The sequence below is a fragment of the Janthinobacterium kochi genome (assembly GCF_051380715.1).
In the GTDB taxonomy this organism is placed as follows: Bacteria; Pseudomonadota; Gammaproteobacteria; order Burkholderiales; family Burkholderiaceae_D; genus Janthinobacterium.
The window spans coordinates 179194-205956 of the sequence record NZ_JBNYXO010000001.1; the positions used below are offsets into that span (position 1 = coordinate 179194).

Genomic DNA, 26763 nt, shown 5'->3' on the forward strand with positions numbered 1-26763 from the left:
GCCCCGCCATGAGCATGAAGTTGTACACCTATTTCCGCAGTTCGGCTGCCTACCGCGTGCGCATTGCCCTCAATTTGAAGGGCATCGATTACGACAGCATCCCCGTGCACCTGCTGCAGGATGGCGGCCAGCAGTTGCTGCCAGCCTACCGCGCCGTCAACCCGTCGGCGCTGGTGCCGGCGCTCGATGACGACGGCGCCATCCTGACGCAGTCGCTGGCGATGCTCGAATACCTGGACGAAACGCGGCCAGTCGTGCCGCTGCTGCCGGGCGATGCGCTGGGACGCGCCCGCGTGCGCGCGCTGGCGCTGGCGATCGCCTGCGATGCGCATCCGCTGACGAATCTGCGCGTCCTGAAATACCTGAAAAACACGCTGGGCCTGTCGGACGAGGCCAAACAGGAGTGGTACCGCCACTGGATGGCCGAGGGGCTGGCCGCCGTCGAAGCGCTGCTGGCGCAGGGCGACCCGGCCGGCACGGGTCTGTTCTGCCATGGCGAGAGCCCGACGATGGCCGACTGCTGCCTGGTGCCGCAAGTGTTCAATGCGCAGCGTTTCGCCATCGACCTGGCGCCATACCCGCGCGTGGCGCGCATCCATGCGCACTGCGCCGGCTTGCCGGCGTTTGCCGCCGCGCATCCGTCGCAGCAGCCTGACGCCGAATAAGTGTGATCCGCGTCAAGCAGTGAACAGCCCCGGCCAGCATGCAGACCGGGGCTCTTTTTTTGCGCGCTTGATACGGGGTGGTGTTTTTTCGTCAATGCCAGCTTGCCGGTGCGCTACAATTTGCGTTTGTCCAAATACTTTACGCGCCATGACCGCAACCACCGTTCCTGCCAGCATCACCGATGCCCTGTCCCTGGCGCATGCTTCCTGGCGTCCCATCCTGCTACGCGGCTTGCATGCCGTGATGGCGGCCGATCCCGCTTACCTGCCGGCGCTGGCCGTCGACGATTACCTGCCCACGCAGGGCCGGCTGTTTGCCGCCTTCGCCCTGCCGCTGGCGCAGGTGCGCTACGTGCTGGTAGGCGAGGGGCCGTATCCGCGCGCCGAGAGCGCCACGGGCGTGTGCTTCATGGATGGCGCCGTCGGCAGTCTGTGGTCGGCGACGGGCCTGTCGAAGCCCGTCAACCGCGCCACGTCCTTGCGCAACTTCATGAAGATGCTGCTGGTAGCCGATGGCCAGTTGCAGGGCGGCGACACGTCAGGCGCGGCCATGGCGCCCGTGGCGGCCGCCGCGCAGCAAGCCGGTAGCGGCGTGATCCAGACCCTGCCCGACTTGCAGCGCAAGATGACGGAGCAGGGTTTTTTGCTGCTCAATGCGGCGCTGGTATTCCGTGCCCACGTGCCGCCCGTGCAGGATGCGCGCGGCTGGCTGCCCTTCCTGCAGGTGGTGCTGGAAGCGCTGGCGCAGCAGGGCGGCGCGGCCTTGCCGCAACTGGTGTTGTGGGGAAGGATTGCCGAGCTCATCAAACGCTTGCCGGTGGCGACAATGCTGCCGCAGGTGACGGCGGAACATCCGTATAATCTGTCCTTTATCGGCAATCGTGACATGCAGGCCTTGTTTGGCCCGATGCAACTATTGCGTGCTTGAATTGGCGCCTGTCTGGCGGAAGTGCGGGGAATATGCAAATCAGTAATGTGGAAGAATTGAAGGCGTGGATAGCGGCGGGCGGCGTGCCCGACTATCTGTATTTCTGGGGGCACACGCCGGCGCAGCCGCAGGTGCCCGACAAGAGCTGCTTCAGCCAGTGGTTTCCGTCGCCATTCAGCCTCGCTGGCGTGACGTATGCTACGGCCGAGCACTACATGATGGCGCAAAAGGCGGCCCTGTTTGGCGACACGTTTGTCCAGGCGCGCATCGTGGCGGCCGGGCGGCCGTCGGAAGTGAAAAAGCTGGGGCGTGAAGTGGCGAACTTTGACGCCAAGGTGTGGGAAGCGGCGCGCGCCGGCATCGTCTTCGATGGCAACTTTGCCAAGTTCTCGCAAAAGGCCGCGCTGCGCAAGTTTTTGCTGGGCACGGGCGAACGCGTCATCGTCGAAGCCAGTCCCGTCGACCGCATCTGGGGCGTGGGCCTGGCGTCGGACAACCCGCGCATCCTGGACCCCGCCACCTGGGACGGCTTGAACCTGCTGGGTTTTGAACTGATGAAAGTGCGCAGCGCTCTCCGCGCTTGAACCGTACTGTTGTTTTCCTGAAGTCGCCGCGCCTGGCGCGGCCGGCTATGCCCCTGCCAGCCCTGTGGTCATCGAGGGGCGCTCTGACAAACCCTGCCGAATTTGTTATACTTGACTAAATCATTCAACTACTCAGGGTTTGAGAAGTTGAAAAGCCGCAATATTTTAAACTAGTTGAACCGAGGATGTATGCGTCTGACTACAAAAGGCCGTTTTGCCGTGACAGCGATGATCGATCTTGCCTTGCGCCAAGGCAAGGGACCGGTCACCTTGTCCGGCATCAGCCAGCGCCAGTCGATTTCCCTGTCCTACCTGGAACAGCTGTTCGGCAAGCTGCGCCGGCATGAAATCGTCGAATCGATCCGTGGCCCCGGCGGCGGCTACAGTCTGGCGCGCCGTGCAGACAAGGTGACGGTGGCCGACATCATCATCGCCGTCGACGAACCGCTGGACGCCACGCAGTGCGGCGGCAAGGAGCATTGCCACGGCGCTGACGCGGCTACGGGTGCGCGCTGCATGACGCATGAATTGTGGTCCACACTCAACGAAAAAATGGTCGATTATCTGGATTCTGTGTCGCTGCAGGACCTGGTCGACCAGCAGAGACAAAAGATTGCCGAGCAAAGCGTGATGGTGATGCACCGTAACCACGCCGCCCTCGGTTGATAAATACAAAATACTAAGTTGCTGATTGCATTGGAGTTATTGATGAACGCCCCTGAAAAAAACGTAGGCCAAGTGCACTTTGAAACCGCACCGCATTTTCCGATCTACATGGATTACTCGGCCACCACACCGATCGATCCACGCGTCGCCGACAAGATGATTCCTTATCTGCGCGAGCAGTTCGGCAATCCGGCATCGCGCAGCCACATGTATGGCTGGACGGCGGAAAAAGCCGTGGAAGAGGCACGCGGCTACGTGGCGGCCCTGGTGAACGCCGATCCGCGCGAAATCATCTGGACGTCCGGCGCGACGGAAAGCAACAACCTGGCCATCAAGGGTGCGGCACAGTTCTACAAGACGAAGGGCAAGCACATCATCACCGTCAAGACCGAGCATAAATCGGTGCTCGACACGGTGCGCGAACTGGAACGCATCGGCTTCGAAGCGACGTATCTGGAACCGCAGGACAATGGCTTGATCACCGTCGAGCAGCTGGCCGCGGCCGTGCGCCCGGACACCATCCTCGTGTCGGTGATGCTGGTGAACAACGAAATCGGCGTGATCCAGCCGATCGACGAAATCGGCGTGTTCTGCCGCTCGAAAGGCATCATCTTCCATTGCGACGCCGCGCAAGCGACGGGCAAGCTCGTCATCGACCTGCAAAAGACCAAGGTCGACCTGATGACCTTCACGGCGCACAAAACCTACGGCCCGAAAGGCGTGGGTGCCCTGTACGTCTGCCGCAAGCCGCGCGTGCGCCTGGAAGCGCAGATGCACGGTGGCGGCCATGAGCGCGGTCTGCGCTCGGGCACCCTGCCGACGCACCAGATCGTCGGCATGGGCGAGAGCTTCCGCATCGCCAAGGAAGAAATGGACAGCGAAATCGGCCGCATCAAGGCCTTGCGCGACCGCCTGGCCAAGGGCTTGCAAGAGATCGAAGAAGTCTACATCAACGGCGACATGGAGCACCGCGTGCCGCACAACCTGAACGTCAGCTTCAACTACGTCGAAGGCGAGTCGCTGATCATGGCGATCAAGGATATCGCCGTGTCGTCCGGTTCGGCCTGCACCTCGGCCAGCCTGGAGCCATCGTACGTGCTGCGCGCCCTGGGTCGCAGCGACGAACTGGCGCACAGCTCGATCCGCTTTACCATCGGCCGCTTCTCGACCGAGGAAGACATCGACTTCGCCGTGAACCTGCTGAAATCGAAAGTACACAAATTGCGTGAGCTGTCGCCGCTGTGGGACATGTTCAAGGAAGGGATCGACATCAATTCGATCCAATGGGCGGCCCACTAAAAGTACCTGTTAAACCTACTGCGCGTCGCAATTTGCGGCCTGCGATGCTCACTGTGCTACAGCACAGTTCCGCTTCTCGGCCACAACTCACTGCCGCTCGCTACGGTTTTCCAGGCACTTTACGCTAATCAGGCCCCGAACGGGGCTGGCAAGAATATTAAAGGAGCATCAAAATGGCTTACTCGGACAAAGTACTCGATCACTACGAAAACCCGCGCAACGTGGGCGCTTTCGACAAGGGTGATGACACCATCGGCACCGGCATGGTGGGCGCGCCCGCCTGCGGCGACGTGATGAAACTGCAGATCAAGGTCGGCGCCGATGGCCTGATCGAAGATGCGAAATTCAAGACCTACGGCTGCGGTTCGGCCATCGCGTCGAGCTCGCTGGTGACCGAATGGGTCAAGGGCAAAACCCTGGACCAGGCGCTGGCCATCAAGAACACGCAGATCGCCGAAGAACTGGCCCTGCCGCCAGTGAAAATCCACTGCTCCATCCTGGCGGAAGACGCCATCAAGGCGGCAGTGCTGGATTACCAGACCCGCCATCCGGCAGCGTAGAGCGCCTGAGAAAACGCCCATGGCTGCGTTGCATTGCCTTGTCGTACTAGTCGTACTGCCTTCGGCAATGCGCCTTGCCCTGAACGTTTTTCAGGCACTCTAGAATTTGTTGGATTTTGATACCTGTTCCCATGTGGGAACAGGAGCGGAGAAATACATGATCACACTGACCGAAAAAGCGGCGAAACACATCAACCGTTATATCGAACGGCGCGGCAAGGGCATGGGCTTGCGCTTTGGCGTGCGCACCACGGGCTGCTCGGGCCTGGCCTACAAGCTTGAATATGTCGATGAAGTGGCGGCCGAAGACAGCGTCTTCGAATCGCACGGCGTGAAAGTCTTCGTCGACCCGAAAAGCTTGCCTTACATCGACGGCACGGAACTCGATTTTGCGCGCGAAGGCTTGAACGAAGGTTTCAAGTTCCACAATCCGAACGAAAAAGACGCCTGCGGCTGCGGCGAGTCCTTCAGGATTTAAACAGCTGGCAAGACCCCGGTCGGTGCGCTGTACCCATCGATTGCGGTACAGCGACCACCGACCATTATGCAAAACCACTTCGAATTATTCCAGTTGCCGGCGCAGTTCGGGCTCGACATGAGCGCGCTCGACGCGGCCTACCGCGACGTGCAGGGCAAGGTCCATCCGGACCGTTTCATCAACGCCAGCAGCGCCGAGAAGCGCGTGGCGATGCAATGGGCCACGCGCGCCAATGAAGCCTATCAAACCCTGAAAAGCCCGCAAAAGCGCGCGCAATACCTGTGCGAGCTCCATGGCGTCGATTTGCAGACGGAATCGAACACGGCCATGCCCGTCAGCTTCCTGATGCAGCAGATGGAGTGGCGCGAAGAACTGGGCGACGCGCGTGCCGGCAAGGATGCCGACGCGCTCGACGCCCTGGACCGCCAGCTGCGCGGCGAACGCAAGGCGCTGCTGGCCCAGGTGGCGGCTCAGCTCGACGGGGCCGACTATGTGAATGCCGCGCAAAGCGTGCGCGCCCTGATGTTCCTCGACAAATTCGGCGAGGAAGTCCGTTTTGCATACGAAGCCATGGAAGCCTGACTGACCAAGCGCCAGTCCGGCGCGCGTCTTATAATGCGCGACAGGCATCAGCAGCACCACGCACAAAATTAATCGAGGCACGAATACAATGGCACTTCTGCAAATTTCCGAACCAGGCATGTCGACCGCGCCGCACCAGCACCGCCTGGCCGTCGGCATCGATCTGGGCACCACCAATTCCCTGGTCGCCACCGTGCGCAACAGCATTCCCGAGGTGCTCAACGACGAAGACGGGCGCTCCCTGCTGCCTTCCGTCGTGCGCTACCTGCCGAACGGCCATGCGAACATCGGCTACAAGGCCCTGTCCGCGCAAACCACCGACCCGAAGAACACCATCGTGTCCGTCAAGCGCTTCATGGGCCGTGGCCTGGCCGACATCGCCTACGCGGAAAACCTGCCCTACGACTTCCAGGATACGCCTGGCATGGTGCAGCTGAAAACCGTGGCCGGCGTGAAAAGCCCCGTCGAAGTGTCGGCGCAAATCCTCGCCACCCTGCGCCAGCGCGCGGAGGATTCCCTCGGTGACGACCTGGTCGGCGCCGTGATTACTGTGCCCGCGTATTTTGACGACGCGCAGCGCCAGGCGACGAAAGATGCGGCGCAATTGGCCGGCATCAATGTCTTGCGCCTCTTGAGCGAGCCGACGGCCGCCGCCATCGCGTATGGCCTCGACAACGCCTCCGAAGGCGTGTACGCCGTGTATGACCTCGGCGGCGGCACCTTCGACATCTCGATCCTGAAACTGAGCAAGGGCGTCTTCGAAGTGCTGTCCACAGGCGGCGATTCGGCCCTGGGCGGCGACGATTTCGACCGCCGCCTGTTCTGCTGGATCAGCGAACACGCCAAGCTGGCGCCCCTGTCCGACGAAGACACGGCCATCCTGATGGTGAAAGCGCGCGAGATCAAGGAAACGCTGTCGACCAAGTCGGAAACGATGATCGATGCGGCCCTGAACTCGGGCGAAGAAATTCACCTGCGCATCACGGCGACGGAATTTGCCGCCATGACGCAGCACCTGGTCGGCAAGACCATGAACGCCATCAAGAAGGCCTTGCGCGACGCGAACGTGGATGCGGACGACGTCGACGGCGTGGTGATGGTCGGTGGCGCCACGCGCATGCCGCACGTGCAGCGCGCCGTCAGCGAATTCTTCCACACGACGCCGCACGCGAACATCGACCCGGACAAAGTGGTGGCGCTGGGCGCGGCCATTCAGGCGAACTTGCTGGCAGGCAACCGCGCCGCCGGCGACGACTGGCTGCTGCTGGACGTGATCCCGCTGTCGCTCGGCATCGAAACCATGGGCGGCCTGGTGGAAAAGATCATCCCGCGCAATTCGACCATACCGTGTGCCCGTGCGCAGGAATTCACGACCTTCAAGGATGGCCAGACGGCCCTGGCCGTGCACGTGCTGCAGGGCGAGCGCGAACTGGTGAGCGACTGCCGTTCGCTGGCGCGCTTCGAACTGCGCGGCATTCCGCCGATGGTGGCGGGCGCCGCGCGCATTCGCATCACGTATCAGGTCGATGCGGACGGCTTGCTGTCGGTGTCGGCGCGCGAGCTGCGCTCGGGCGTGGAAGCGTCGATCAGCGTCAAGCCGGCCTATGGCCTGGGCGACGATGATATCGCCCGCATGCTGCAGGATTCCTACACGTCGGCCGACGTCGACATGGTGGCGCGCGCGCTGCGCGAAGAGCAGGTGGAAGCGGAACGCATCCTGCTGGCCACGCAGTCGGCCCTCGATGAAGACGGCGGCTTGCTCGATGACGCCGAGCGCGTCACCGTGGATGGCTTGATGAACAAGGTGCGCGACGCCATTGCGCAATCGCAAAGCGGCGCCATCGACCACCAGGCCTTGAAGCTGGCGATCGAGCTGCTCGCCGACGGCACCGAAGATTTCGCCTCGCGCCGCATGGACCGCAGTGTGCGTACTGCTCTGAAGGGCAAATCGCTCGACCAGGTCGTGTGAGGACTCCTGACCAAACCTACTGCGCGTCGCGCTTTGCGGCCGGCGATGCTCACCGTACTAGAGTACGGTTGCGCTTCTCGGCTACAAATCACTGCCGCTCGCTACGGTTTTGTCAGGTGCTGTAATAGTGTTGACATGCGCGCCGTGTGCCATTGCTGCGGCGGCGCCCCAAATCATTGAAATTGTAGAGGTAATATGCCCCAAATCGTCATTCTGCCGCACGCCAAGCTTTGCCCGGACGGCGCCGTCATCGAAGCCCCGGCCGGCAAGTCCATCTGCGACATCCTGCTGGAAAACGACATCGACATCGAGCACGCCTGCGAAAAATCGTGCGCCTGCACCACCTGCCACGTGCTGGTGCGCGAAGGCATCGAATCCTTGAACGAAGCGACGGAACTGGAAGAAGACATGCTGGACAAGGCCTGGGGCCTGGAAGCCGTGTCGCGCCTGTCGTGCCAGTCCATCGTGGCCGAGGCCGACCTCGTCGTCGAAATCCCGAAATACACGATCAACCAGGTCAGCGAAGGCAGTCACTAACATGAAATGGTCCGACATTCACGCGATCGCCGAAGCATTGTTCGACGCGCATCCGGAGATCGATCCCCTGACCGTGCGTTTCACCGACCTGCATAACTGGGTGGTGGAACTGGACGGCTTCGACGATGACCACACGCGCGGCGGCGAAAAAGTGCTCGAAGCGATACAGATGGCGTGGATCGATGAAGCGCGCTAAGGGCGCGGCGTCCGCCGCCGTGGCTTCCGTGCCGAAAGACATCATCACGGCCGCCAGCAACATGCCCGAGATCAAGGATGGCCAGTCGGTCGCCTTGCTGCAAGAATTGCACATCCTGACGCGCGACGGCAAGATGAACCAGGACAGCCGCCGCAAGCTCAAGCAGGTGTACCACCTGACGCAGTTCATCGAGCCGCTGCTGCGCGAAGTGCAGCTCGATCACCCTGGCGTGTCCTTGGTTGACCACGGCGCCGGCAAGTCCTACCTGGGCTTCATCCTGTACGACTTGTTCTTCAAGAATGGCAACGACGGTTCGCACATCTACGGCATCGAGACGCGCGAAGAGCTGGTGCAGCGCTCGCAAGAGCTGGCGAAGAAATTCAAGTTCCCCGGTATGTCGTTCCTGCCCCTGTCCGTGGCCGATTCGACGGAGTCAAACTTGCTACCCCAGCAGATCGACATCGTTACGGCCTTGCACGCCTGCAACACGGCCACCGATGACGCCATCCACTTCGCCCTGAAGAAAAAGGCGAAGTTCATGGTGCTGGTGCCATGTTGTCAGGCGGAAGTCGCGTCCGTACTGAAGAAGAACAAGGGCAAGAGCCTGGGCAAGAATGTCTTGACGGAATTGTGGCGTCACCCGCTGCACACGCGCGAGTTCGGCAGCCAGATCACCAACGTGCTGCGCTGTTTGCAGCTGGAAGCGCATGGCTATCAGGTCAGCGTGACGGAGCTGGTGGGCTGGGAGCATTCGATGAAGAATGAACTGATCATCGCCAGCTACAAGAACTTGCCGCGCCAGCGTCCGACGGAGCGCCTGCAGGAAGTGCTGCAAACGCTGGGCCTGGAAGAGATGGGCCAGCGTTTCTTTGCCGAAGAATTGGCCAAGGCCACCGCGTAAGCATACGCTGTCGCACACGAGGGGAGGAGCGGGTCGGTTACAATACCGGCTTTCTCCTCCCTTGCTTTTTGCGCCTCCCAATGACCACACCACACGAAATGCCCACCGTCCGCCTGGCCAAGCGCCTGTCTGAAGACGTGCCCTGTTCGCGCCGCGAGGCCGAGCTGTATATCGAGGGCGGCTGGGTCACGGTCGATGGCGAGCTGGTGGAAGAGTCGGGCGCGCGCGTGGCCGACAATCAGGCGGTGGTGCTGTTGCCGAACGCCACCCTGGAAGAAATGCCGCCCGTGACGATCCTGCTGCACAAGCCGGCCGGGATCAACGGCGGCGTGGGCAGCGAAGGCAAGCCGGCCCTCGGTTGCTTGCGTCCCGAAGAAATTTTCACGCCGGAAAATGTGGCGCCCAGCTCTGTCACACGCTTCCTCAAGCGTCATCTGATCGGCTTGACCATCACCAATCCGCTCGAGACCATGGCGTCCGGCTTGCTGGTGTTTACGCAGGATTTCCGCGTCGCCCGCAAGTTGGTCGACGAAGCGAAAACGGTGGAGCAGGAATTCATCGTGGAAGTGTCGGGCGACATCATGGAAAACGGCCTGGCGTTGCTCAATCACGGCTTGCCGTTCAATGGCAAGCCTTTGCCGCCGATCAAGGTCAGCTGGCAGAACGAAACGCGCTTGCGCTTCGCCCTGAAAAACGTGCAGCCAGGCCAGATCGCCCATATGTGCAAGATGGTGGGACTGGACGTCGTCGCCATGAAGCGCTTGCGCATCGGCCGTATTTCGATGGGCGCCATGCCCGCGGGGCAATGGCGTTACTTGCAGGGCTACGAAAGATTTTAAAGCTGCGGCGCCACGATGGCGTGGCTTTCCGCAAAGCTTTTCCATAGCCGTTCGGCAATATTCAAGGCGATGGTGTCGGCCTTCTCCTGCAGGGCTGCATTGCCCATGCTCTCGGTCGTGGCGAAGAACAGGGTCAGCCAGCGGCGGAACATGCACGGCGTCAAGTGTTCCATTTGCGCGTGCTGGGCCAGTGGCTTGCCGTGGTAGCGCATGGTGCCGCGCAGCAAGCCTGACCAGAAATCGACCAGGGTTGCCAGATGGACATCCCAATCCTTGACCTCGGCGGCAAAGATGGGGCCCAGCATGGCGTCATCGCGCGCGGCCGCATAAAAGGTGTGGACGAGCTGCTTGACTTCGTCTTCGCTGCAGACTTCCTCGCGGTAGGGAGCGAAGCGGGTGTGGGGGAGGGGGGCGGTATTGTTCATGGCATGCCATGATCGCAGAGCCACCGTGGCGCTTCAATGACCCAGGTCAAGCCGCATAAAAACTCAGGCGGCGACGTTCTTCGACTTCTTGGACGGTGCAGGCAATTGCACGATCTGTGTGCCCACCAGCTTGTCGTGCAGGAATTGTCCATTGCCTGTGAACAGCGCCGTGGCCGACCAGGCCAGGATGCCGATGCCGATGGCGCCCAGGGCTGTCCAGTGCTGCAAATCGAATACATATGACACCAGCAGTGCTGGCAGCAGCCACATCCATGAAAGGATGTAGCGGAAGGCGGCCACGCGCAGCGGCACGTGGGCGTGGCCTGGCAGCACGACTTTCAGGCGCCAGGTCTTCATGGCCAGGGTTTGCCCTTCGCGGCTCCATTGATGGATGAAATACGCCCCCATGACGAGGAAGGCCAGGCATTGGCGCATGTGTTCCATCAGTGGCGTATGTGCGCCCTGCACGGCCAGTTCAAACAGCAGGAAGGGCAAAAACAGCACGGCCAGGGCCAGCAGTGACTCGTACACCATGGAAATCAGGCGGCGCTTGATCGAGGGATGGGTGATGCTGGCGGCAGGCGTGCTATTTGGCATTGGTAGTCAGTGGGGCAGGCGTGGCAGGTGGCGTGACGGGCACGGTGGCAGGGGCTGCGGCAGGATCGGCTGGCGGCACGCTTGCTGCCGCGGGGGCGGGCGGCAGGACGGGCGCGGCAGCAGGTGCGACCGGGGTAGCGGGCGCCAGGATCACGGCTGGCTTGCTCGTGGTCGAATTGATTGCAGGCACTTTCTCCAGCGGTTTTTTTGGCACCAGTTCCGTTGCCAGCTTTTTCTTTTGATCTTCCGGCAATTGCTGGTATTGCTCCCATTGCGCGGTTTTTTGACCCGGATCAATCTTCTTCGTGCGCGTATAGTTTTCGCGCACGAGGCTGCGCTGTGCCGGCGTCAGCTTGACCCATACACGCATGCGTTCATGCACGCGGGTTTGTTCGTCGGCTGTCATGGAGGCGAAACGGCTGGCGATATCGAGCCATTTCTGCTTGCGCAAGGCTCCCAGCTTGTTCCATTCGCCCGCCAGCGGCTGCAGGGCTTCCTGCTGCGCGCGCGACAGCTTGTTCCAGGACGGGTTGTCGCTGGCCTTGGGCGTGCTGCCTTTGCCTGCCGTGCGGGGCGAGCCGGGCTTGACGGCCGGGGCAGGTGCTACGGCAGCCGCGGGTGTTGCCGCCACGGTGGTGGCGGCGGGAGGCGTCTGGTGCTGGCCCATCCACGCGGCGCCAGCCAAGGCGCAGGCACCCAAGCCGATACCACCAGCCAGCCAGCCTCTGCGTACGCTCATGCGTGCCATGCCTATTGCTCGCGTTTCGTCAGGTAGGCGTTGAAGCCATGGTCCATATAGGCGGAGAGCGGCAATTCGTCGGACAGCACGGCGGCGTCGATTTCTGCCAGTTCGGCAATATGTTGTTCTTGCTCAAACTGATAGATGCCCACCAGGCCGCCGACCAGCAGCAGCAGCGGGATGATCACGCTCATGCGGCCCAGCCACGACAGCGGTTCGACCAGCAAATGGCTGGCGACACCGGCGAACACGTTCTGGCGCACGGCAACGGCGGCGGGCGCGTCCGCCTTCTTGCGCGACAGGGCCAGCTTGCGTGCCGCTGCCAGGCGATCGGTGGCCGATGCGGGCAGGTCGTCGAGTTTTTCGTTCAGTGCATGGCGCACTTTGTAAGCGAAATTGAGATCGTCGGTGTTCATAATTTTATTCCCTTGGCTTTCAGCGATTCGGCGAGCGTGTGGGTAGCTCTAGAGCAATGTGTTTTCACGCTACCTTCGGAGCAACCCATCGCTTCCGCTGTTTCAGCCACATCCATGTCCTGCCAGTAACGCATGAGGAAGGCTTCGCGTTGACGTGACGGCAGTTTTTGTACCTCTATATCAATCAAATCAAGCATTTGCGCGCGTTCGACCTGGTCGGCCGACGATTCTGCGGCACTGCTGCCCTGTTCCGATTCGTACGTGTCAAGTAGTTCAAAATCCTCATGCTCGTCGCCCGAGGGCTTCATGCTGGAAAACAGACTGACCCAGGTGTTGCGAACTTTTTCACGGCGGAAATAATCAAGGATGGTGTTTTGCAAGATGCGCTGGAACAGCATCGGCAGCTCGGCGGCCGGCTTGTCGCCGTATTTCTCGGCCAGCTTGATCATGGCATCCTGCACGATGTCGAGTGCCGATTCTTCTTTGCGGACCGCGTAGGCGGCCTGCTTGAAAGCGCGCCGCTCGACATTTTCTAGAAAGTCGGATAATTCTTTGTCTGTTGCCATGCGGTATGGGGGATCTTAGCGGCTGCGGGTGCGGTGGGCGAATTGGGGGCGGGTATGCTTTTTGCAACCCCGTGCATGCTAGCAAAAAATGTGCGTTTCCGCAGGGTTTTTGCACCTCGTGCGAGCAAAAATGCAGCGAGGCCGACATTTTCCTTGACCATAATGGTGCAACGCGATAACGTATGGGACGCTTTGAACACCCCAAAGCCCTATGGTCAAGTCGCGACCGGCACACAAGGCCATCCGCGGCAAGACGCGCTTTCATTTGTAGGCAGTTTGTTCTAACCCGCGCCACAAGCGCGAGCGGTTCGTACAGGCGCCACAGAAACTCCGGCCAAACGAGTTGCGTTAAGCGTTGTTTTGTAAGGTATCTATGGGTGCCCAAAGAAATGTCGTGACCGCATGAAAAGGGAAGCAGGAGCACTGTCGCGCACGGCGAACTTCGTCAGGAAAGAACATCCGATCAATCTCCAATGGACCTTGAAAGGAATGTTTCATGAATACCGAAGCAGCAGCAGGACCAATTACCGGCGCAGAAATTGTCGTGCGCTGTCTGGCTGAAGAGGGCGTCGAGCACGTCTTTGGATACCCGGGCGGAGCCGTACTCTACATCTACGACGCCATCTTCCAGCAAAACAAATTCCAGCATATCCTGGTACGCCACGAGCAGGCCGCGATCCACGCCGCCGATGCCTATTCGCGCAGCTCGAACAAAGTCGGTGTCGCCATCGTCACGTCCGGTCCGGGCGTCACGAATGCCGTCACGGGCCTGTCTACTGCCTACATGGACTCGATTCCCATGGTGGTGATCTCCGGCCAGGTGCCGAGCCACGCCATCGGCCAGGATGCGTTCCAGGAATGCGACACGGTCGGCATCACCCGCCCCGTGGTCAAGCACAACTTCCTCGTCAAGGACGTCAAGGATCTGGCAGCAACGATCAAGAAAGCCTTCTTTATCGCCCGTACCGGCCGTCCGGGACCCGTGCTGGTCGATATCCCCAAGGATATCAGCATGCACAAATGCCATTTCGACTATCCGAAGGAAGTCGAGATGCGTTCCTACCGTCCCGTCGACAAGGGCCACTCGGGTCAGATCCGCAAGGCCGTGCAGCTGCTGCTGCAAGCCGAACGTCCGATGATCTACACGGGCGGCGGCGTGATCCTGGCGAATGCGGCGCCCGAGCTGAACAAGCTGGTCGACCGCCTGGGTTTCCCTTGCACCAACACCTTGATGGGCCTGGGCGGCTACCGCGCCTCGAGCGAGCAGTATGTCGGCATGCCCGGCATGCACGGCACCTATGAAGCGAACATGGCGATGCAGAATTGCGACGTGCTGATCGCCATCGGCGCCCGTTTCGATGACCGCGTGATCGGCAACCCGAAGCATTTCGCCTCGCATCCGCGCAAGATCATCCACGTGGACATCGATCCATCGTCGATCTCCAAGCGCGTCAAGGTCGACATCCCCATCGTCGGCAACGTCAAGGATGTGCTGATCGAATTCCTGGCGCAACTGGACGCGGCCGAAGCCAAGCCGAACGTCAATGCCTTGAGCAACTGGTGGAAGCAGATCGCCGAATGGCGTGGCCGCGAATGCCTGAAATACCCGACCTCCGACCTGGTCATCAAGCCGCAATCGGTGGTGGAAAAAGTCTTCCAGATCACCAAGGGCGACGCTTTCATCACGTCCGACGTAGGCCAGCACCAGATGTGGGCGGCGCAATATTATGGCTTCGACAAGCCGCGCCGCTGGATCAATTCCGGCGGCCTGGGCACCATGGGTGTCGGCTTGCCGTACGCCATGGGCGTGCAGATGGCCAATCCGGACGCCACCGTTGCCTGCATCACGGGCGAAGGCTCGATCCAGATGTGCATCCAGGAACTCGCCACGTGCAAGCAGTATCATTTGACGCCGAAGATCATCATGCTCAACAACCGTTTCCTCGGCATGGTGCGCCAGTGGCAGGAAATCGATTACGGTTCGCGCTATTCCGAGTCGTACATGGATTCGCTGCCCGATTTCGAAAGGCTGGCTGAAGCCTATGGCCACGTGGGCATGAAAATTGAAAAACCGGGCGACGTCGACGGCGCCCTGAAAGAGGCATTTGGCATGAAAGACAGGCTGGTATTCATGAACTTCATTACCGACCAGTCCGAAAACGTGTGGCCCATGGTGAAAGCCGGCAAAGGCCTGTCCGAAATGATGCTCGGCTCGGAGGACCTCTAATCATGCGCCATATTATTTCTGTCTTGCTGGAAAACGAAGCGGGTGCCCTGTCGCGCGTGGTGGGCCTGTTCTCGGCACGCGGCTACAACATCGAAACCTTGACCGTGGCGCCGACGGAAGACTCGACCCTGTCGCGCATGACCATCGTCACCAGCGGCTCGGACGACATCATCGAGCAGATCACCAAGCACTTGAACCGCCTCATCGAAGTGGTGAAGGTGGTGGACCTGACCGAAGGCCAGCATATCGAACGCGAGTTGATGCTGATCAAGGTGCGTGCCGTGGGCAAGGAGCGCGAGGAAATGAAGCGCACCGCCGATATCTTCCGTGGCCGCATCATCGATGTCACCGAAAAGACGTACACGATCGAACTGACCGGCAACAAGGTCAAGCTCGACGCGTTCATCGATTCGATCGACCGCGCCGCCATCCTGGAAACCGTCCGTACGGGTGGTTCCGGCATCGGCCGCGGCGAACGCATCCTCAAAGTATAAAAGCCCACAGCAGCTCTACGCGGCCCACGGGCCGCATTTAAAACAACAACGCATCATCAAATTATAGGAAATACCATGAAAGTTTTTTACGACAAAGACGCTGACCTCTCCTTGATCAAAGGCAAAAACGTTGCCATCATCGGCTACGGTTCGCAAGGCCACGCGCACGCACAAAACCTGAACGATTCGGGCGTCAACGTCACCGTCGGCCTGCGCAAGGGTGGCGCTTCGTGGACCAAGGTCGAGCAAGCGGGCCTGAAAGTAGCGGAAGTCAACGACGCCGTGAAAGCAGCCGACGTCATCATGATCTTGCTGCCAGATGAAAACATCGCCCAGGTCTACAATGAAAACATCGCCCCGTTCGCCAAGCAGGGCGCCGTACTGGCCTTCGCCCACGGCTTCAACGTGCATTATGGCCAAGTCGTGCCACGCGCCGACCTGGACGTGATCATGGTCGCGCCGAAAGCCCCGGGCCACACCGTGCGCGCCACCTACACCCAGGGTGGCGGCGTGCCCCACCTGATCGCCGTGTACCAGGACAAATCGGGCATCGCCCGCGATATCGCCCTGTCGTACGCCTCGGCCAATGGCGGCGGTCGTGCCGGCATCATCGAAACGAACTTCCGTGAAGAAACCGAAACCGACTTGTTCGGCGAACAAGCCGTGTTGTGCGGCGGTGCCGTGGAACTGATCAAGGCCGGCTTTGAAACCCTGACGGAAGCGGGCTACGCGCCTGAAATGGCGTACTTCGAGTGCTTGCACGAACTGAAACTGATCGTCGACCTGATCTATGAAGGCGGCATCGCCAACATGAACTACTCGATCTCGAACAACGCCGAATACGGCGAATATGTGACCGGTCCTAAAGTTGTGACCTCGGCCACGAAGGATGCGATGCGTCAATGCCTGAAAGACATTCAAACGGGCGAATACGCGAAGAGCTTCATCCTGGAAAACAAGGCAGGCGCACCGACCCTGATCTCGCGCCGCCGTCTGACGTCCGAGCACCCGATCGAAGAAGTGGGCGCCAAACTGCGCGCCATGATGCCTTGGATCGCCAAGAACAAGATGGTTGACCAGTCGAAGAACTAAGTAATCCTCAGGAAATTATTGTGAAATTATGACGAACAGAACCGGATGCTATGCAAGGCGCCCGTTGCGACGCAGTGCGAGCACTGCTAGCAGCGGGCAACGCCGCAGAGCGCCGGTTATGGAAGTCAGAAATCACAATAATTTATTGGGGGTTACTTAGGCAGCAGTCGTTCCACGAAGAAGCCGGCGCAAGCCGGCTTTTTTTATTACAATCAGGGCCATTCAACCATACCGTGAGCACCATGCTTGTTTTTTCTAAAGTTTTTGTCGGCAATCTTCATGTGGTCAAGCGCCCCGTCTCGCTTGCCATCAGCTGCTGGTTTCTGGTCATCGGCTCGCTGTCATCGCTGGTGTCGGCTTACCTCGGCCGCAACGATCCCGCCATGCTGGCCGGAATGGGGCACAGCGTGATTCCCGCCGATGTGCAATACGCGATGTTGCTCGCCAGCCTGGGCATTACCCTGGTGGCAGCGCTGGCCATGCTGCAAAGGCAGCGTGGCGCGCGCACTGTTTATCTGGTGTGGGGCGTGATCGACATTGCGCTCAACCTGGCGACCGTGCCGCTGAAGATGAACGTCTTGCCTGGTGCGCTCACGTTCGCCGTCATCTGCGCGTTCCTGTTCAGTCCGAAATCGAATGCCTGGTTTTCGCCACGCAAGGCGGCCAATGATGCCTGCATGACGCCAGCTTGAGCACGGCTGGTTTAACACGGCTGTTTTGGTGCGCACGCTTTTCGCCCGTCTCCTATATAATCCCGCCCTTCCTTTGCAGTTTCTCATGGACTGCATCTGTTTCGGTATCTGCCGACCGCAACGCGCATCACCGCTTTTGTCGCACGCCAGGCGCTAATTGATCAGCCGCTTGGCAACCTGAAGGACCCCTATGACCGACCGCATTACCGCCACAGTACCCATGCCGGGCACTGCTGAATCTTCCATTTCCGAACGGCTTCCCGTCCTGGCCTTGCTGGCCCTGGCCATGACGGCGTTTCTTGCCCTTCTGTCGGAAACCTTGCCGGCCGGCTTGCTGCCGCAGATCGCCCAGGGCCTCGGCATTTCCGAAGTCATGACGGGCCAGCTGGTGACCGTCTACGCCATCGGTTCCATATTGACGGCGATTCCCCTGACGGCGCTCACCAGCACCTGGCGCCGGCGCAATGTCTTGCTGCTAGCCATCATCGGCTTCCTGATCTTCAATACGGCGACGGCCCTGGCGCCCAACTATATGGTCGCCCTGGTCGCGCGCTTCGTGACGGGCATGGCCGCCGGGCTGGCATGGGGCTTGATGGCAGGCTATGCGCGCCGCATGGTGCGTCCCGAACAGCAGGGCAGGGCGATGGCCATTGCCATGATCGGCACGCCGCTGGCCCTGTCGCTGGGCGTGCCGCTGGGTACCCTGATGGGCGGCGTGCTGGGCTGGCGCAGCATCTTTGGTATCATGTCCGGCCTGGCCGTGGTGCTGGTCGCGTGGGTATTGCTGGTCGTGCCCGATTATCCGGGGCAAAAGCGTGGCGAACGCCTGTCGATCCGCCAGGTGTTCGTGACGCCGGGCGTGCGGCCGATTCTGGCAGTGATCGTCGCCTGGATGCTGGCGCATAACATTCTGTATACCTATATCGCGCCGTTCCTGGCGCCGTCCGGCTTGCGCCCCCGCATCGACCTGGTGCTGCTCGTGTATGGCGTGGGTTCGCTGGCCGGCATCTGGCTGGTCAGTCAGCTGATCGACCGCTGGCTGCGCCCGCTCGTGCTGGGCTGCATCGCCGCCTTTGCCCTGGTGATGGTCGCGCTGGGGCTGGCGATGGACTCCCCCATCGTCATCTATGTCAGCATGGCCATCTGGGGTGTCACCTTCGGCGGCGCCGGCACCCTGCTGCAGACGGCGTCGGCGGACGCGGCCGGCGATGGCATGGATGTGGCGCAGGCGATGGTGGCGACCATCTGGAACGTGGCCATCGCGGGCGGCGGCGTGGCGGGCGGCATGCTGCTCGACGGCTATGGCGCGGCCTCGTTCCCATGGGCCATGCTGGCCTTGCTGCTGGTGGCATTGACCATCGCCTGGCGCGCACACCGCCACAGTTTCAAGCCGGGCCGGCGCAGCGGCGGCGCGGTCGTAGGTCACTAATAACATTGTTATTTATGATGACAGTGTATTGAAATGTGAGCAGATGTGACTGGCAGACGCATTTTGTGACGATTTGTTAATTTGCGCCACGGGAATGAATGAGGCGTTAGAATCTACACAGTTTGACAAGTTTCTCAGGCGAAAGGGTGGCAAAAGCTTCCCTTTCGCGGGCTGTCAGCCACATTAACTAGCTAGGAGTACCCCCATGACCGTGATGAAATCCGTCCTTGTTGCCGCCGCAGCCACCATTGCCTTGAGCGCACAAGCGCAAACCTTGCCAACTTCCGGCACCCTGGTGGTCGTCCCCGCATTTGGCGAAGTCAAGCATGTCAATGACCAGGTGGTCGCTACCCTGGCCATCGAAGAACAGGACAAGGACAAGGCTGCCGCCGCGTCGAGAGTCAACCAGAAGATGAACAAGGGCATCGCCATCGTCAAGCAGGCCGACCCGTCGGCGGCACTCAAATCGTACGGCTACTACACCTATCCCGTGTACCCGGAAGAGCGCCCATTGCCGGCTGGCGCCGTTGCCAAGCCGCGTTTGCCAACGGCCTGGAGAGTCGGCCAGTACCTGGAAGTGACGACGGCCAATCTGGCGTCCCTGCCAAAAACCGTGTCGGCGGCGCAAGGCGTGCTGACCTTGAATGGCTTGAATTTCGGCCTGAAACCGGAAACCATCCGCCTGCTGGACGACCAGCGCATCGCCGCCACGTATAAAAACCTGAACGAGCGCGTGGCCGCCATCGCCAAGGCCATGGGCCGCAATGTGTCCGACGCCGTGCTCGATACGGTGGACTTCGAAGGTTCGGGCAACTACGCCACGGAAAGCCGTCCTGCCGCTGCGCCGATGATGATGCGCAGCGCCAAGATGGCCGAAGACAGCACTGTCGCCGAACCGAGCTTCGAGCCGGGCGAAACGACGCTCGACATGCGTGTCGTCGGCAAGGTCAAGTTCAAGTAAGCGCAAGTCAGTTCGCCAGCGTGGAAATATTTCCGCGTTAGCATGTTTTAAAAAATCATGGGGCTGTTGGCCCCATGCTTGTTTTTGCCCCATTATTTCCAGGAGAACACCATGACCGTCATGAAAGCTATGCTGGCTGCCGCCGCCGCTACCGTTGCCCTGGGCGCACAAGCCCAGGCCTTGCCCACTTCAGGCACCCTCGTGGTGGTGCCCGCGAATGGCGAAGTGGTGCATGCGAACGACCAAGTGACCGTCACCCTGGCCATCGAAGAGCAGGACAAGGACAAGGCGGCCGCCGCCTCGCGCGTGAACCAGAAGATGAACCAGGGCGCGGCCATCGTCAAGAAAGCCGATCCGCAAGCCGTGCTGAAAACCCAGGGCTATTACACGTATGCCGTGTACCCGGAAACGGCGCCCTTGCCGCCAGGCACCGTCGCCAAGCCGAGAGTGCCGACTGGCTGGCGCGTGGGCCAATACTTGCAGGTGACGACGACGAATCTGGCCGCCTTGCCGAAAACGGTTTCTGCGGCGCAAGGCGTGCTGACCCTGAACCGTCTGAACTTCGGCCTGGCGCCCGCCACCATCCGCAAGCTCGATGACCAGCGCATCGCCGCCGCCTACAAGAACCTCAATGAGCGCGTGGCCGCCATCGCCGGCGCCATGGGCCGCAATGTCAATGACGCCGTGATCGACACCATCGATTTCGAAGGTTCGGGCAACTACGCGCAGCGCGCCAACATGGCTGGTGCACGCGCCATGAGCGCCGACTCCATCGCTTATGGCGGCAACCAGGTGGCCGAACCGAGCTTTGAGGCGGGTGAAACGACCCTGAACATGGGTCTGGTGGCGAAGATCAAGTTCAAATAGGATAGTATCGGCGTCAATATTGTCAGCTTGACGCCGTCGCGCTTTTCTTTGGCGGTGGCTCCTCTATAATGGCAACATCGGCAGGCGCATGCCGCGAGACGAATGCGCTTGCCATCTGGCACCGAATCCCCCGCAGTACACAAGATATGGAACAACATGGCAAACTTCCCCCGTCGTAGAGGCAAGAACGGCACTCCCGCAGTCTCCAAAGCGTCCCGCTTCAGCAAATTCGTGCGCCAGCCGGTGACCGATGGCACTGGCAAGAAAACCTTGCGCCGCCGCGGCATTTATCTGTTGCCGAACGCCTTCACGACGGCAGCCCTGTTTTGCGGCTTCTACGCCATCGTCATGGCCATGAACCAGAAATTCGAACATGCGGCATGGGCCATTTTCATCGCCATGATCCTCGACGGCCTCGACGGCCGCATCGCGCGCCTGACGAATACGCAGAGCGAATTCGGCGCCCAGTACGACAGCCTGTCCGACATGGTGTCGTTCGGCGCCGCACCGGCGCTGGTGATCTACGAATGGTCGCTGCGCGGCATGGGAAAACTGGGCTGGCTGGCAGCCTTCGTGTATTGCGCCGGCGCCGCCTTGCGCCTGGCCCGCTTCAACACGAACATTGCCGTGGTCGACAAACGCTTCTTCCAGGGCTTGCCCAGCCCGGCGGCGGCGGCCATGGTGGCCGGCTTCATCCTGCTGATGAACGACCTGGAATTTGCCGGCAACCAGCTGGCCTGGGTATCGTGGACGATCGCCCTGTTTGCCGGCCTGACCATGGTCACCAACGTGCCGTTCTACAGTTTCAAGGATGTGAATTTCCGCAAGTCCGTGCCTTTCATCGTGGTATTCCTGCTGGCACTGTTCTTTGCGCTCATTTCCATCGACCCGCCGAAGGTGCTGTTCCCGATTTTCGTCGTGTATGGCCTGTCCGGCTACGCCGTGTTTTTCTGGCGCATGGCGAAGGGCAAGCCCGTCAGCATCATCCAGACCGACCCCGAGCATTGATGCGCTGAGTCGGTCGCATCGCCAGTCTTCAGCCAGCCAGGAGCAGCCATGAACACCAGCAACCGACTCATCATTTTTGACACCACCTTGCGCGACGGCGAGCAATCGCCGGGCGCCTCCATGACGCGCGAGGAAAAGCTGCGCATCGCCAAGCAGCTCGAACGCATGAAGGTCGACGTGATCGAGGCGGGCTTCGCCGCCGCCTCGCAAGGCGACTTCGAGTCGATACGGGCGATCGCCGGCGCCGTGCGCGAGTCCACCATCTGCTCGCTGTCGCGCGCCAACGACCGCGATATCGCCCGCGCCGCCGAAGCCCTGGCGCCTGCCGAGCGCAAGCGCATCCACACGTTCATCGCCACGTCGCCCCTGCACATGCAGATGAAGCTGCGCATGACGCCCGAGCAAGTCTTGCTGCAGGCGCAGAACGCCGTGCGCTACGCGCGCCAGTTCACGGACGACATCGAATTCAGCCCCGAAGACGGCAGCCGCTCCGACGAGGATTTTCTCTGCCGTGTGCTGGAAGCGGTGATCGCCGAGGGTGCCACCACCATCAATTTCCCCGACACGGTGGGCTACGCCGTGCCTGAGATCTTCGGCAATACCATCAAGCGCTTGCGCGAACGCATCCCTAACTCCGATAAAGCCATCTGGTCCGTGCATTGTCATAATGACCTGGGCCTGGCCGTGGCCAATTCGCTGGCCGGCGTCATGATCGGCGGCGCGCGGCAGATCGAGTGCACCGTCAATGGCCTCGGCGAGCGGGCCGGCAACACGGCGCTGGAAGAAGTGGTGATGGCGCTGCGCACGCGCGCCGCCTATTACAACTTGACGGTCGGCATCGACACGACGCAAATCGTGGCGGCCTCCAAAATGGTGTCGCAAATTACGGGCTTTGCCGTGCAGCCGAACAAGGCCGTCGTCGGCGCGAACGCCTTTGCGCACGCCTCCGGCATCCACCAGGACGGCATTTTAAAGGCGCGCGAGACGTATGAAATCATGCGCGCCGAAGACGTGGGCTGGACCGCCAACAAGATCGTCCTCGGTAAACTGTCGGGCCGCAATGCCTTCAAGCAGCGGCTGCACGAGCTGGGCATCGCGCTCGAATCGGAGGCGGAAGTCAACGCGGCTTTTCTCCGCTTCAAGGAGCTGGCGGACCGGAAATCCGAGATTTTCGACGAAGACATCATGGCCCTCGTCAGCGAAGAACAGCAGGCGCAGGAGAGTGAGCACTACCGTTTCATTTCCCTGACGCAGCAGTCGACGACGGGCGCGGTGCCGCACGCGCGCGTGGAGTTTCTCGTCGGCGGCGTGCAGCGCAGCTGCGAAGGGCAGGGCGACGGTCCCGTCGACGCCACCGTCAACGCCATCGAAAGCGCGGCCGCCAGCGGCGCGGAGCTGGTCTTGTTCTCCGTCAATGCCATCAGCACGGGCACGCAGTCGCAGGGCGAAGTGACGATGCGACTGTCGCGCGACGGGCGCATCGTCAATGGTGTGGGTGCCGACCCGGACATCATCGTCGCGTCGGCCAAGGCGTATTTGTCGGCGCTCAACAAATTGCACGCCAAGGATGAGCGGATCGACCCGCAGCCATAAGCCGGGGTCAGACCCGCCGGGTCTGACCCCAGAATTTGCATTTGGGATAGGCGCTAGTTTTGGTGCAAGACGCTATTCACCAGAAAAAGCGCCGCTCTTCCTTGGCCGGATCGGGGCCGTTCATCATCATGCGCACGATGCCGTCGTGGTCGAAGTGCACGTGCATCATGGAATCCCACACGCCCGATTCCTTGTAGCGGTAAGACCAGACGACTAGTTTCGGTAGCGACAGGTAGGATTTTTCCGTCGGGCGGCCCAACAGGTGCAGCACGTCCTGCTGCGTCGACACGCCCACCTTGATCCGGGCAAAGCCTGGCGTGTCGAGCACTTGCTCGTAGGAAATTAACTTGTCGTCGGGGCCGAAGCGGGCCATATACGTGTATTGGCCGTACGGCCCCGTCGCGTATTCCAGTTCCAGGCCCATGGGCAATGAGTAGATGGCCGTGGGACGGCCCAGGCGCGCTTCCACGGCGGCGCGCGGCTCGCCCGCCTGGGGCGGCGGGACGTTCCAGCTGGCGCAGCCCGCCAGCACGGCAAACAGTAGCGGTGTTGCCAATTTGAGCAGTTTTTTCATGTCTGAGCTCCTGAAAAGCAGGAAAATCCTATCATGCGCCGAGAAAAGCCCGCACGACAGGATACAGGCGGGCATTTTTCCGATATACTTGCGCGTCTGGTTGGCAGCATAGGCCAGTATTTTAATAATCGTAGTTCACGGTGGATAGGGTTCAGACTCTGTGCACCGCATGTGAAAGGTTTATCATGACAGTAGAAAACATCAACAAAGCCGCTATCATCGCGGACAACGCACGTGGTCAAAACGACACCGGCTCCCCTGAAGTGCAAGTTGCACTGCTGACAGCTCGCATCAACGAACTGAACGGCCACTTCAAAGCCCACTCCAAAGATCACCACTCGCGCCGCGGCCTGATCATGATGGTCAACCGTCGTAAGAGCCTGTTGTCCTACCTGAAGGCTAAAGACGCTACCCGTTATCGCGACCTGATCGCTAAACTTGGTCTGCGCAAGTAATTTTTGCCGTACAAGGTTTATACAGAAATGCCTGCGCCAGTTCGCTGACGCGGGCATTTTGTCATTTGAATTCCGGATTTATGTCTGTAAGTAAAGTATTCTCTTACCGATATCATGTTTTAAAAGTAAAGTAGTAAAGGCGGCAACGGTTTTTCCACCGCCTGTGGTGAGGTGAACGACAGCCCCTGAAAATCTGTCGGCAATTAGAAAAGGGATACCCCATGTTTAACAAAGTTACGAAAACCTTCCAGTACGGTCAACACCAAGTGACCCTGGAAACCGGCGAAATCGCACGTCAGGCATCCGGCGCAGTGCTGGTGTCGATCGAAGATACCGTCGTTCTGGCAACGGTGGTGGCACGCAAAGATGCCAAGCCAGGCCAGGATTTCTTCCCTTTGACGGTTGATTATGTTGAAAAAACCTATGCTGCCGGTAAAATCCCGGGCGGTTTTTTCAAGCGCGAAGGCCGTCCTTCCGAAAAAGAAACACTGACATCCCGTTTGATCGACCGTCCTATCCGTCCGCTGTTCCCGGAAGGCTACCTGAATGAAGTGCAAGTCATCATTCACGTGTTGTCGGTCAACCCTGAAATCGATCCGGACATCGCCGCCATGATCGGCGCATCGGCTGCCCTGTGCGTATCGGGTGTGCCTTTCAGCGGCCCGATCGGCGCTGCGCGCGTCGGTTACGCGAATGGCCAGTACATCCTGAACCCGACCGTCCAGCAGCTGAAAACGTCGGAAATGGACCTGGTGGTCGCCGGTACCGAAACGGCAGTGCTGATGGTCGAATCGGAAGCGAAACAGCTGTCCGAAGAAATCATGCTGGGCGCCGTGGTCTTCGGCCACGACCAGATGAAAGTCGTCATCGACGCCATTCACGACCTGGTGCGTGACGGCGGCAAGCCGGAAGTGGAATGGGCGCCTGCGCCGAAAAACGAAGCACTGATCGCCCGCGTCGCGCATTTCGCCAACGCCAAGATCAATGATGCGTATCAAACCAAGGACAAGCAAGAGCGTACGGCCAAGCTGAAAGCAGCGACGTCGGAAGTGATCGCCGACCTGTCGGCTGAAGCTGCCGCCAACGGTGGCGCGTCCATCGACAGCGCGGAAGTGAACAACATCCTGTTCGACATCGAAGCGAAAATCGTGCGTACGCAAATCCTGGACGGCGAGCCACGCATCGACGGCCGCGATACGCGCACCGTGCGTCCTATCTCGATCCGCACCAGCGTGCTGCCACGCACCCACGGTTCGGCCCTGTTCACGCGCGGCGAAACGCAAGCGCTGGTCGTCGCTACCCTGGGTACCGCCCGCGACAGCCAGAAGATCGACGCGCTGATGGGCGAGTTCACCGATTCGTTCATGCTGCATTACAACATGCCTCCGTTCGCCACTGGCGAAACGGGCCGTGTCGGTACGCCTAAACGCCGCGAAATCGGCCACGGCCGCCTGGCCAAGCGCGCGCTGATCGCCGCCCTGCCAGCAGCTGAAGAGTTCAGCTACTCGGTGCGCCTGGTCTCGGAAATCACGGAATCGAACGGTTCCTCGTCGATGGCATCGGTCTGCGGCGGCTGCCTGGCGCTGATGGACGCGGGCGTGCCGATGAAAGAACACGTGGCCGGTATCGCCATGGGTCTGATCAAGGAAGGCGGCAAGTTTGCCGTGCTGTCCGACATCCTGGGCGACGAAGATCACCTGGGCGACATGGACTTCAAGGTAGCCGGTACGCGCAACGGTATCACGGCGCTGCAGATGGACATCAAGATCATGGGCATCACCAAGGAAATCATGCAAGTGGCACTGGCGCAAGCCAAGGAAGGCCGCGAGCACATCCTGGGCGAAATGCAAAAAGCCATGCCGCACGTCAAAACCGAACTGTCCGATTTCGCACCGCGTTTGATCACCATCAAGATCAACCCGGAAAAAATCCGTGACGTGATCGGCAAGGGCGGCGCCGTGATTCGCGCGCTGACCGAAGAGACGGGCACCCAGATCGACATCAGCGACGAAGGCGTGGTCACCATCGCTTCCGTCGACGCTGCCGCCGGCCAGGAAGCCAAGCGCCGCATCGAAGAACTGACCGCTTCCGTCGAAGTGGGCAAGACCTACGAAGGCACCGTGCTGAAACTGCTGGACTTCGGCGCCATCGTGCAAGTCATGCCAGGCAAGGACGGCTTGCTGCACATCTCGCAGATCGCCAACGAGCGCGTCAACGCCGTGGCCGATTACCTGAAAGAAGGCCAGCTGGTGCGCGTCAAAGTGCTGGAAACGGATGACCGTGGCCGTCTGAAGCTGTCGATGAAAGCTGCTGAAGGCAACGAAGCGCCAGCCGCTTAAGTTAGCTTGAATGCGGCTTGGTCCGCATGCTGAAAAACCGCCAGCGCGCAAGCCCTGGCGGTTTTTTTACGTCTTGTTTGCGCTG

30 protein-coding genes are annotated in these 26763 nt (G+C 60.6%); 24 read left to right on the forward strand and 6 right to left on the reverse strand.

All coding sequences use genetic code 11. The annotated features are described in order from the left end of the window. Nucleotides 1-14: 14 nt before the first annotated feature. The 13 genes from maiA to ACQ4WL_RS00880 all read left to right on the forward strand — a co-directional run bounded on the left by maiA (nucleotide 15) and on the right by ACQ4WL_RS00880 (nucleotide 10204). The gene (maiA, locus tag ACQ4WL_RS00820; protein WP_436508331.1) at nucleotides 15-665 is read left to right on the forward strand and encodes a maleylacetoacetate isomerase; all 651 of its coding nucleotides are present in this window, start codon (nucleotides 15-17) and stop codon (nucleotides 663-665) included. A 148-nt stretch (nucleotides 666-813) separates the two neighbouring features. Next, nucleotides 814-1593 carry a uracil-DNA glycosylase family protein gene (locus ACQ4WL_RS00825; protein ID WP_436507491.1) on the forward strand — a complete coding sequence of 260 codons (780 nt, stop codon included), beginning with the start codon at nucleotides 814-816 and terminating at the stop codon, nucleotides 1591-1593. 32 nt (nucleotides 1594-1625) lie between these two features. After that, nucleotides 1626-2177, forward strand: coding sequence for a riboflavin biosynthesis intermediates N-glycosidase (gene ybiA / locus ACQ4WL_RS00830; protein ID WP_436507492.1), 552 nt, complete (start codon nucleotides 1626-1628; stop codon nucleotides 2175-2177). Between the two features lie 189 nt (nucleotides 2178-2366). Further along, on the forward strand, nucleotides 2367-2843 hold the full coding sequence (iscR, locus tag ACQ4WL_RS00835; RefSeq protein WP_034779566.1) for a Fe-S cluster assembly transcriptional regulator IscR: 477 nt from the start codon (nucleotides 2367-2369) through the stop codon (nucleotides 2841-2843). Between the two features lie 42 nt (nucleotides 2844-2885). Next, nucleotides 2886-4142 carry an IscS subfamily cysteine desulfurase gene (locus tag ACQ4WL_RS00840; protein WP_436479670.1) on the forward strand — a complete coding sequence of 419 codons (1257 nt, stop codon included), beginning with the start codon at nucleotides 2886-2888 and terminating at the stop codon, nucleotides 4140-4142. 173 nt (nucleotides 4143-4315) lie between these two features. After that, nucleotides 4316-4702 (forward strand): Fe-S cluster assembly scaffold IscU, encoded by a 387-nt coding sequence (gene iscU, locus ACQ4WL_RS00845; RefSeq protein WP_436507494.1) that lies wholly within the window; start codon nucleotides 4316-4318, stop codon nucleotides 4700-4702. Between the two features lie 157 nt (nucleotides 4703-4859). Next, a complete protein-coding gene (gene iscA, locus ACQ4WL_RS00850; protein WP_010399774.1) occupies nucleotides 4860-5180 on the forward strand; it encodes an iron-sulfur cluster assembly protein IscA in 321 nt (106 codons plus the stop codon). A gap of 66 nt (nucleotides 5181-5246) precedes the next feature. Further along, nucleotides 5247-5762, forward strand: a complete 516-nt coding sequence (hscB, locus tag ACQ4WL_RS00855; protein ID WP_436507495.1) for a Fe-S protein assembly co-chaperone HscB — start codon at nucleotides 5247-5249, stop codon at nucleotides 5760-5762. A gap of 88 nt (nucleotides 5763-5850) precedes the next feature. Continuing rightward, complete coding sequence (gene hscA, locus ACQ4WL_RS00860) at nucleotides 5851-7731, forward strand: Fe-S protein assembly chaperone HscA (protein WP_436507496.1); 1881 nt, start codon at nucleotides 5851-5853, stop codon at nucleotides 7729-7731. A gap of 195 nt (nucleotides 7732-7926) precedes the next feature. After that, the gene (fdx, locus tag ACQ4WL_RS00865; protein ID WP_034750070.1) at nucleotides 7927-8268 is read left to right on the forward strand and encodes an ISC system 2Fe-2S type ferredoxin; all 342 of its coding nucleotides are present in this window, start codon (nucleotides 7927-7929) and stop codon (nucleotides 8266-8268) included. A gap of 1 nt (nucleotide 8269) precedes the next feature. Further along, on the forward strand, nucleotides 8270-8464 hold the full coding sequence (iscX, locus tag ACQ4WL_RS00870) for a Fe-S cluster assembly protein IscX (protein ID WP_436507497.1): 195 nt from the start codon (nucleotides 8270-8272) through the stop codon (nucleotides 8462-8464). Next, a complete protein-coding gene (locus ACQ4WL_RS00875) occupies nucleotides 8451-9365 on the forward strand; it encodes a class I SAM-dependent methyltransferase (protein WP_436507498.1) in 915 nt (304 codons plus the stop codon). Before iscX ends, ACQ4WL_RS00875 begins: the two co-directional genes overlap by 14 nt. 80 nt (nucleotides 9366-9445) lie before the next feature. Beyond that, complete coding sequence (locus ACQ4WL_RS00880; RefSeq protein ID WP_436507499.1) at nucleotides 9446-10204, forward strand: rRNA pseudouridine synthase; 759 nt, start codon at nucleotides 9446-9448, stop codon at nucleotides 10202-10204. On the opposite strand, the gene ACQ4WL_RS00885 is transcribed toward ACQ4WL_RS00880, so the two are convergent. The 5 genes from ACQ4WL_RS00885 to ACQ4WL_RS00905 all read right to left on the reverse strand — a co-directional run bounded on the left by ACQ4WL_RS00885 (nucleotide 10201) and on the right by ACQ4WL_RS00905 (nucleotide 12947). Further along, nucleotides 10201-10629 (reverse strand): group III truncated hemoglobin, encoded by a 429-nt coding sequence (locus tag ACQ4WL_RS00885; RefSeq protein ID WP_436507500.1) that lies wholly within the window; start codon nucleotides 10627-10629, stop codon nucleotides 10201-10203. The two genes, ACQ4WL_RS00880 and ACQ4WL_RS00885, sit on opposite strands and share 4 nt — an antisense overlap. A 63-nt stretch (nucleotides 10630-10692) precedes the next feature. Beyond that, nucleotides 10693-11226 (reverse strand): RDD family protein, encoded by a 534-nt coding sequence (locus ACQ4WL_RS00890; RefSeq protein ID WP_436507501.1) that lies wholly within the window; start codon nucleotides 11224-11226, stop codon nucleotides 10693-10695. Then, complete coding sequence (locus ACQ4WL_RS00895; RefSeq protein ID WP_436507502.1) at nucleotides 11216-11965, reverse strand: DUF3106 domain-containing protein; 750 nt, start codon at nucleotides 11963-11965, stop codon at nucleotides 11216-11218. The genes ACQ4WL_RS00890 and ACQ4WL_RS00895 overlap by 11 nt, the downstream gene beginning before the upstream one ends. Before the next feature lie 11 nt (nucleotides 11966-11976). Beyond that, on the reverse strand, nucleotides 11977-12381 hold the full coding sequence (locus ACQ4WL_RS00900; RefSeq protein ID WP_436507503.1) for a DUF3619 family protein: 405 nt from the start codon (nucleotides 12379-12381) through the stop codon (nucleotides 11977-11979). Beyond that, nucleotides 12378-12947: an RNA polymerase sigma factor gene (locus ACQ4WL_RS00905; RefSeq protein WP_436507504.1), complete on the reverse strand. Its 570-nt coding sequence runs from the start codon at nucleotides 12945-12947 to the stop codon at nucleotides 12378-12380. Before ACQ4WL_RS00905 ends, ACQ4WL_RS00900 begins: the two co-directional genes overlap by 4 nt. Before the next feature lie 496 nt (nucleotides 12948-13443). Between ACQ4WL_RS00905 and ACQ4WL_RS00910 the strand changes: the two genes are divergently transcribed. The 9 genes from ACQ4WL_RS00910 (at nucleotide 13444) to ACQ4WL_RS00950 (ending at nucleotide 23310) form a co-directional block, all read left to right on the forward strand. Then, nucleotides 13444-15174, forward strand: coding sequence for an acetolactate synthase 3 catalytic subunit (locus ACQ4WL_RS00910; protein ID WP_100873806.1), 1731 nt, complete (start codon nucleotides 13444-13446; stop codon nucleotides 15172-15174). Nucleotides 15175-15176: 2 nt separating this feature from the next. Continuing rightward, nucleotides 15177-15668, forward strand: a complete 492-nt coding sequence (gene ilvN / locus ACQ4WL_RS00915) for an acetolactate synthase small subunit (RefSeq protein WP_010399754.1) — start codon at nucleotides 15177-15179, stop codon at nucleotides 15666-15668. Between the two features lie 75 nt (nucleotides 15669-15743). Then, nucleotides 15744-16760, forward strand: a complete 1017-nt coding sequence (gene ilvC, locus ACQ4WL_RS00920; protein ID WP_096236700.1) for a ketol-acid reductoisomerase — start codon at nucleotides 15744-15746, stop codon at nucleotides 16758-16760. A 50-nt stretch (nucleotides 16761-16810) separates the two neighbouring features. Then, nucleotides 16811-17452 (forward strand): hypothetical protein, encoded by a 642-nt coding sequence (locus tag ACQ4WL_RS00925; protein WP_436507505.1) that lies wholly within the window; start codon nucleotides 16811-16813, stop codon nucleotides 17450-17452. 190 nt (nucleotides 17453-17642) lie between these two features. Beyond that, nucleotides 17643-18881, forward strand: coding sequence for an MFS transporter (locus tag ACQ4WL_RS00930; protein WP_436507506.1), 1239 nt, complete (start codon nucleotides 17643-17645; stop codon nucleotides 18879-18881). A 205-nt stretch (nucleotides 18882-19086) separates the two neighbouring features. Then, nucleotides 19087-19842 (forward strand): SIMPL domain-containing protein, encoded by a 756-nt coding sequence (locus ACQ4WL_RS00935; protein WP_436507507.1) that lies wholly within the window; start codon nucleotides 19087-19089, stop codon nucleotides 19840-19842. A 111-nt stretch (nucleotides 19843-19953) separates the two neighbouring features. Next, nucleotides 19954-20709, forward strand: a complete 756-nt coding sequence (locus ACQ4WL_RS00940; RefSeq protein WP_436507508.1) for an SIMPL domain-containing protein — start codon at nucleotides 19954-19956, stop codon at nucleotides 20707-20709. Between the two features lie 156 nt (nucleotides 20710-20865). After that, nucleotides 20866-21717, forward strand: coding sequence for a CDP-diacylglycerol--serine O-phosphatidyltransferase (gene pssA, locus ACQ4WL_RS00945; RefSeq protein ID WP_436507509.1), 852 nt, complete (start codon nucleotides 20866-20868; stop codon nucleotides 21715-21717). A 48-nt stretch (nucleotides 21718-21765) separates the two neighbouring features. Continuing rightward, the gene (locus tag ACQ4WL_RS00950) at nucleotides 21766-23310 is read left to right on the forward strand and encodes a 2-isopropylmalate synthase (protein ID WP_436507511.1); all 1545 of its coding nucleotides are present in this window, start codon (nucleotides 21766-21768) and stop codon (nucleotides 23308-23310) included. A 76-nt stretch (nucleotides 23311-23386) separates the two neighbouring features. Here the strand turns inward: ACQ4WL_RS00950 and bamE are convergent, their stop codons facing one another. Next, on the reverse strand, nucleotides 23387-23884 hold the full coding sequence (gene bamE / locus ACQ4WL_RS00955; protein WP_436507512.1) for an outer membrane protein assembly factor BamE domain-containing protein: 498 nt from the start codon (nucleotides 23882-23884) through the stop codon (nucleotides 23387-23389). A gap of 185 nt (nucleotides 23885-24069) precedes the next feature. Here bamE and rpsO point away from each other — a divergent pair, with 185 nt between their 5' ends. Both rpsO and pnp read left to right on the forward strand, forming a co-directional pair. Then, the gene (gene rpsO, locus ACQ4WL_RS00960) at nucleotides 24070-24339 is read left to right on the forward strand and encodes a 30S ribosomal protein S15 (RefSeq protein ID WP_010399743.1); all 270 of its coding nucleotides are present in this window, start codon (nucleotides 24070-24072) and stop codon (nucleotides 24337-24339) included. A gap of 221 nt (nucleotides 24340-24560) precedes the next feature. Continuing rightward, nucleotides 24561-26678 carry a polyribonucleotide nucleotidyltransferase gene (gene pnp, locus ACQ4WL_RS00965; RefSeq protein WP_071076349.1) on the forward strand — a complete coding sequence of 706 codons (2118 nt, stop codon included), beginning with the start codon at nucleotides 24561-24563 and terminating at the stop codon, nucleotides 26676-26678. Nucleotides 26679-26763: the final 85 nt, after the last annotated feature.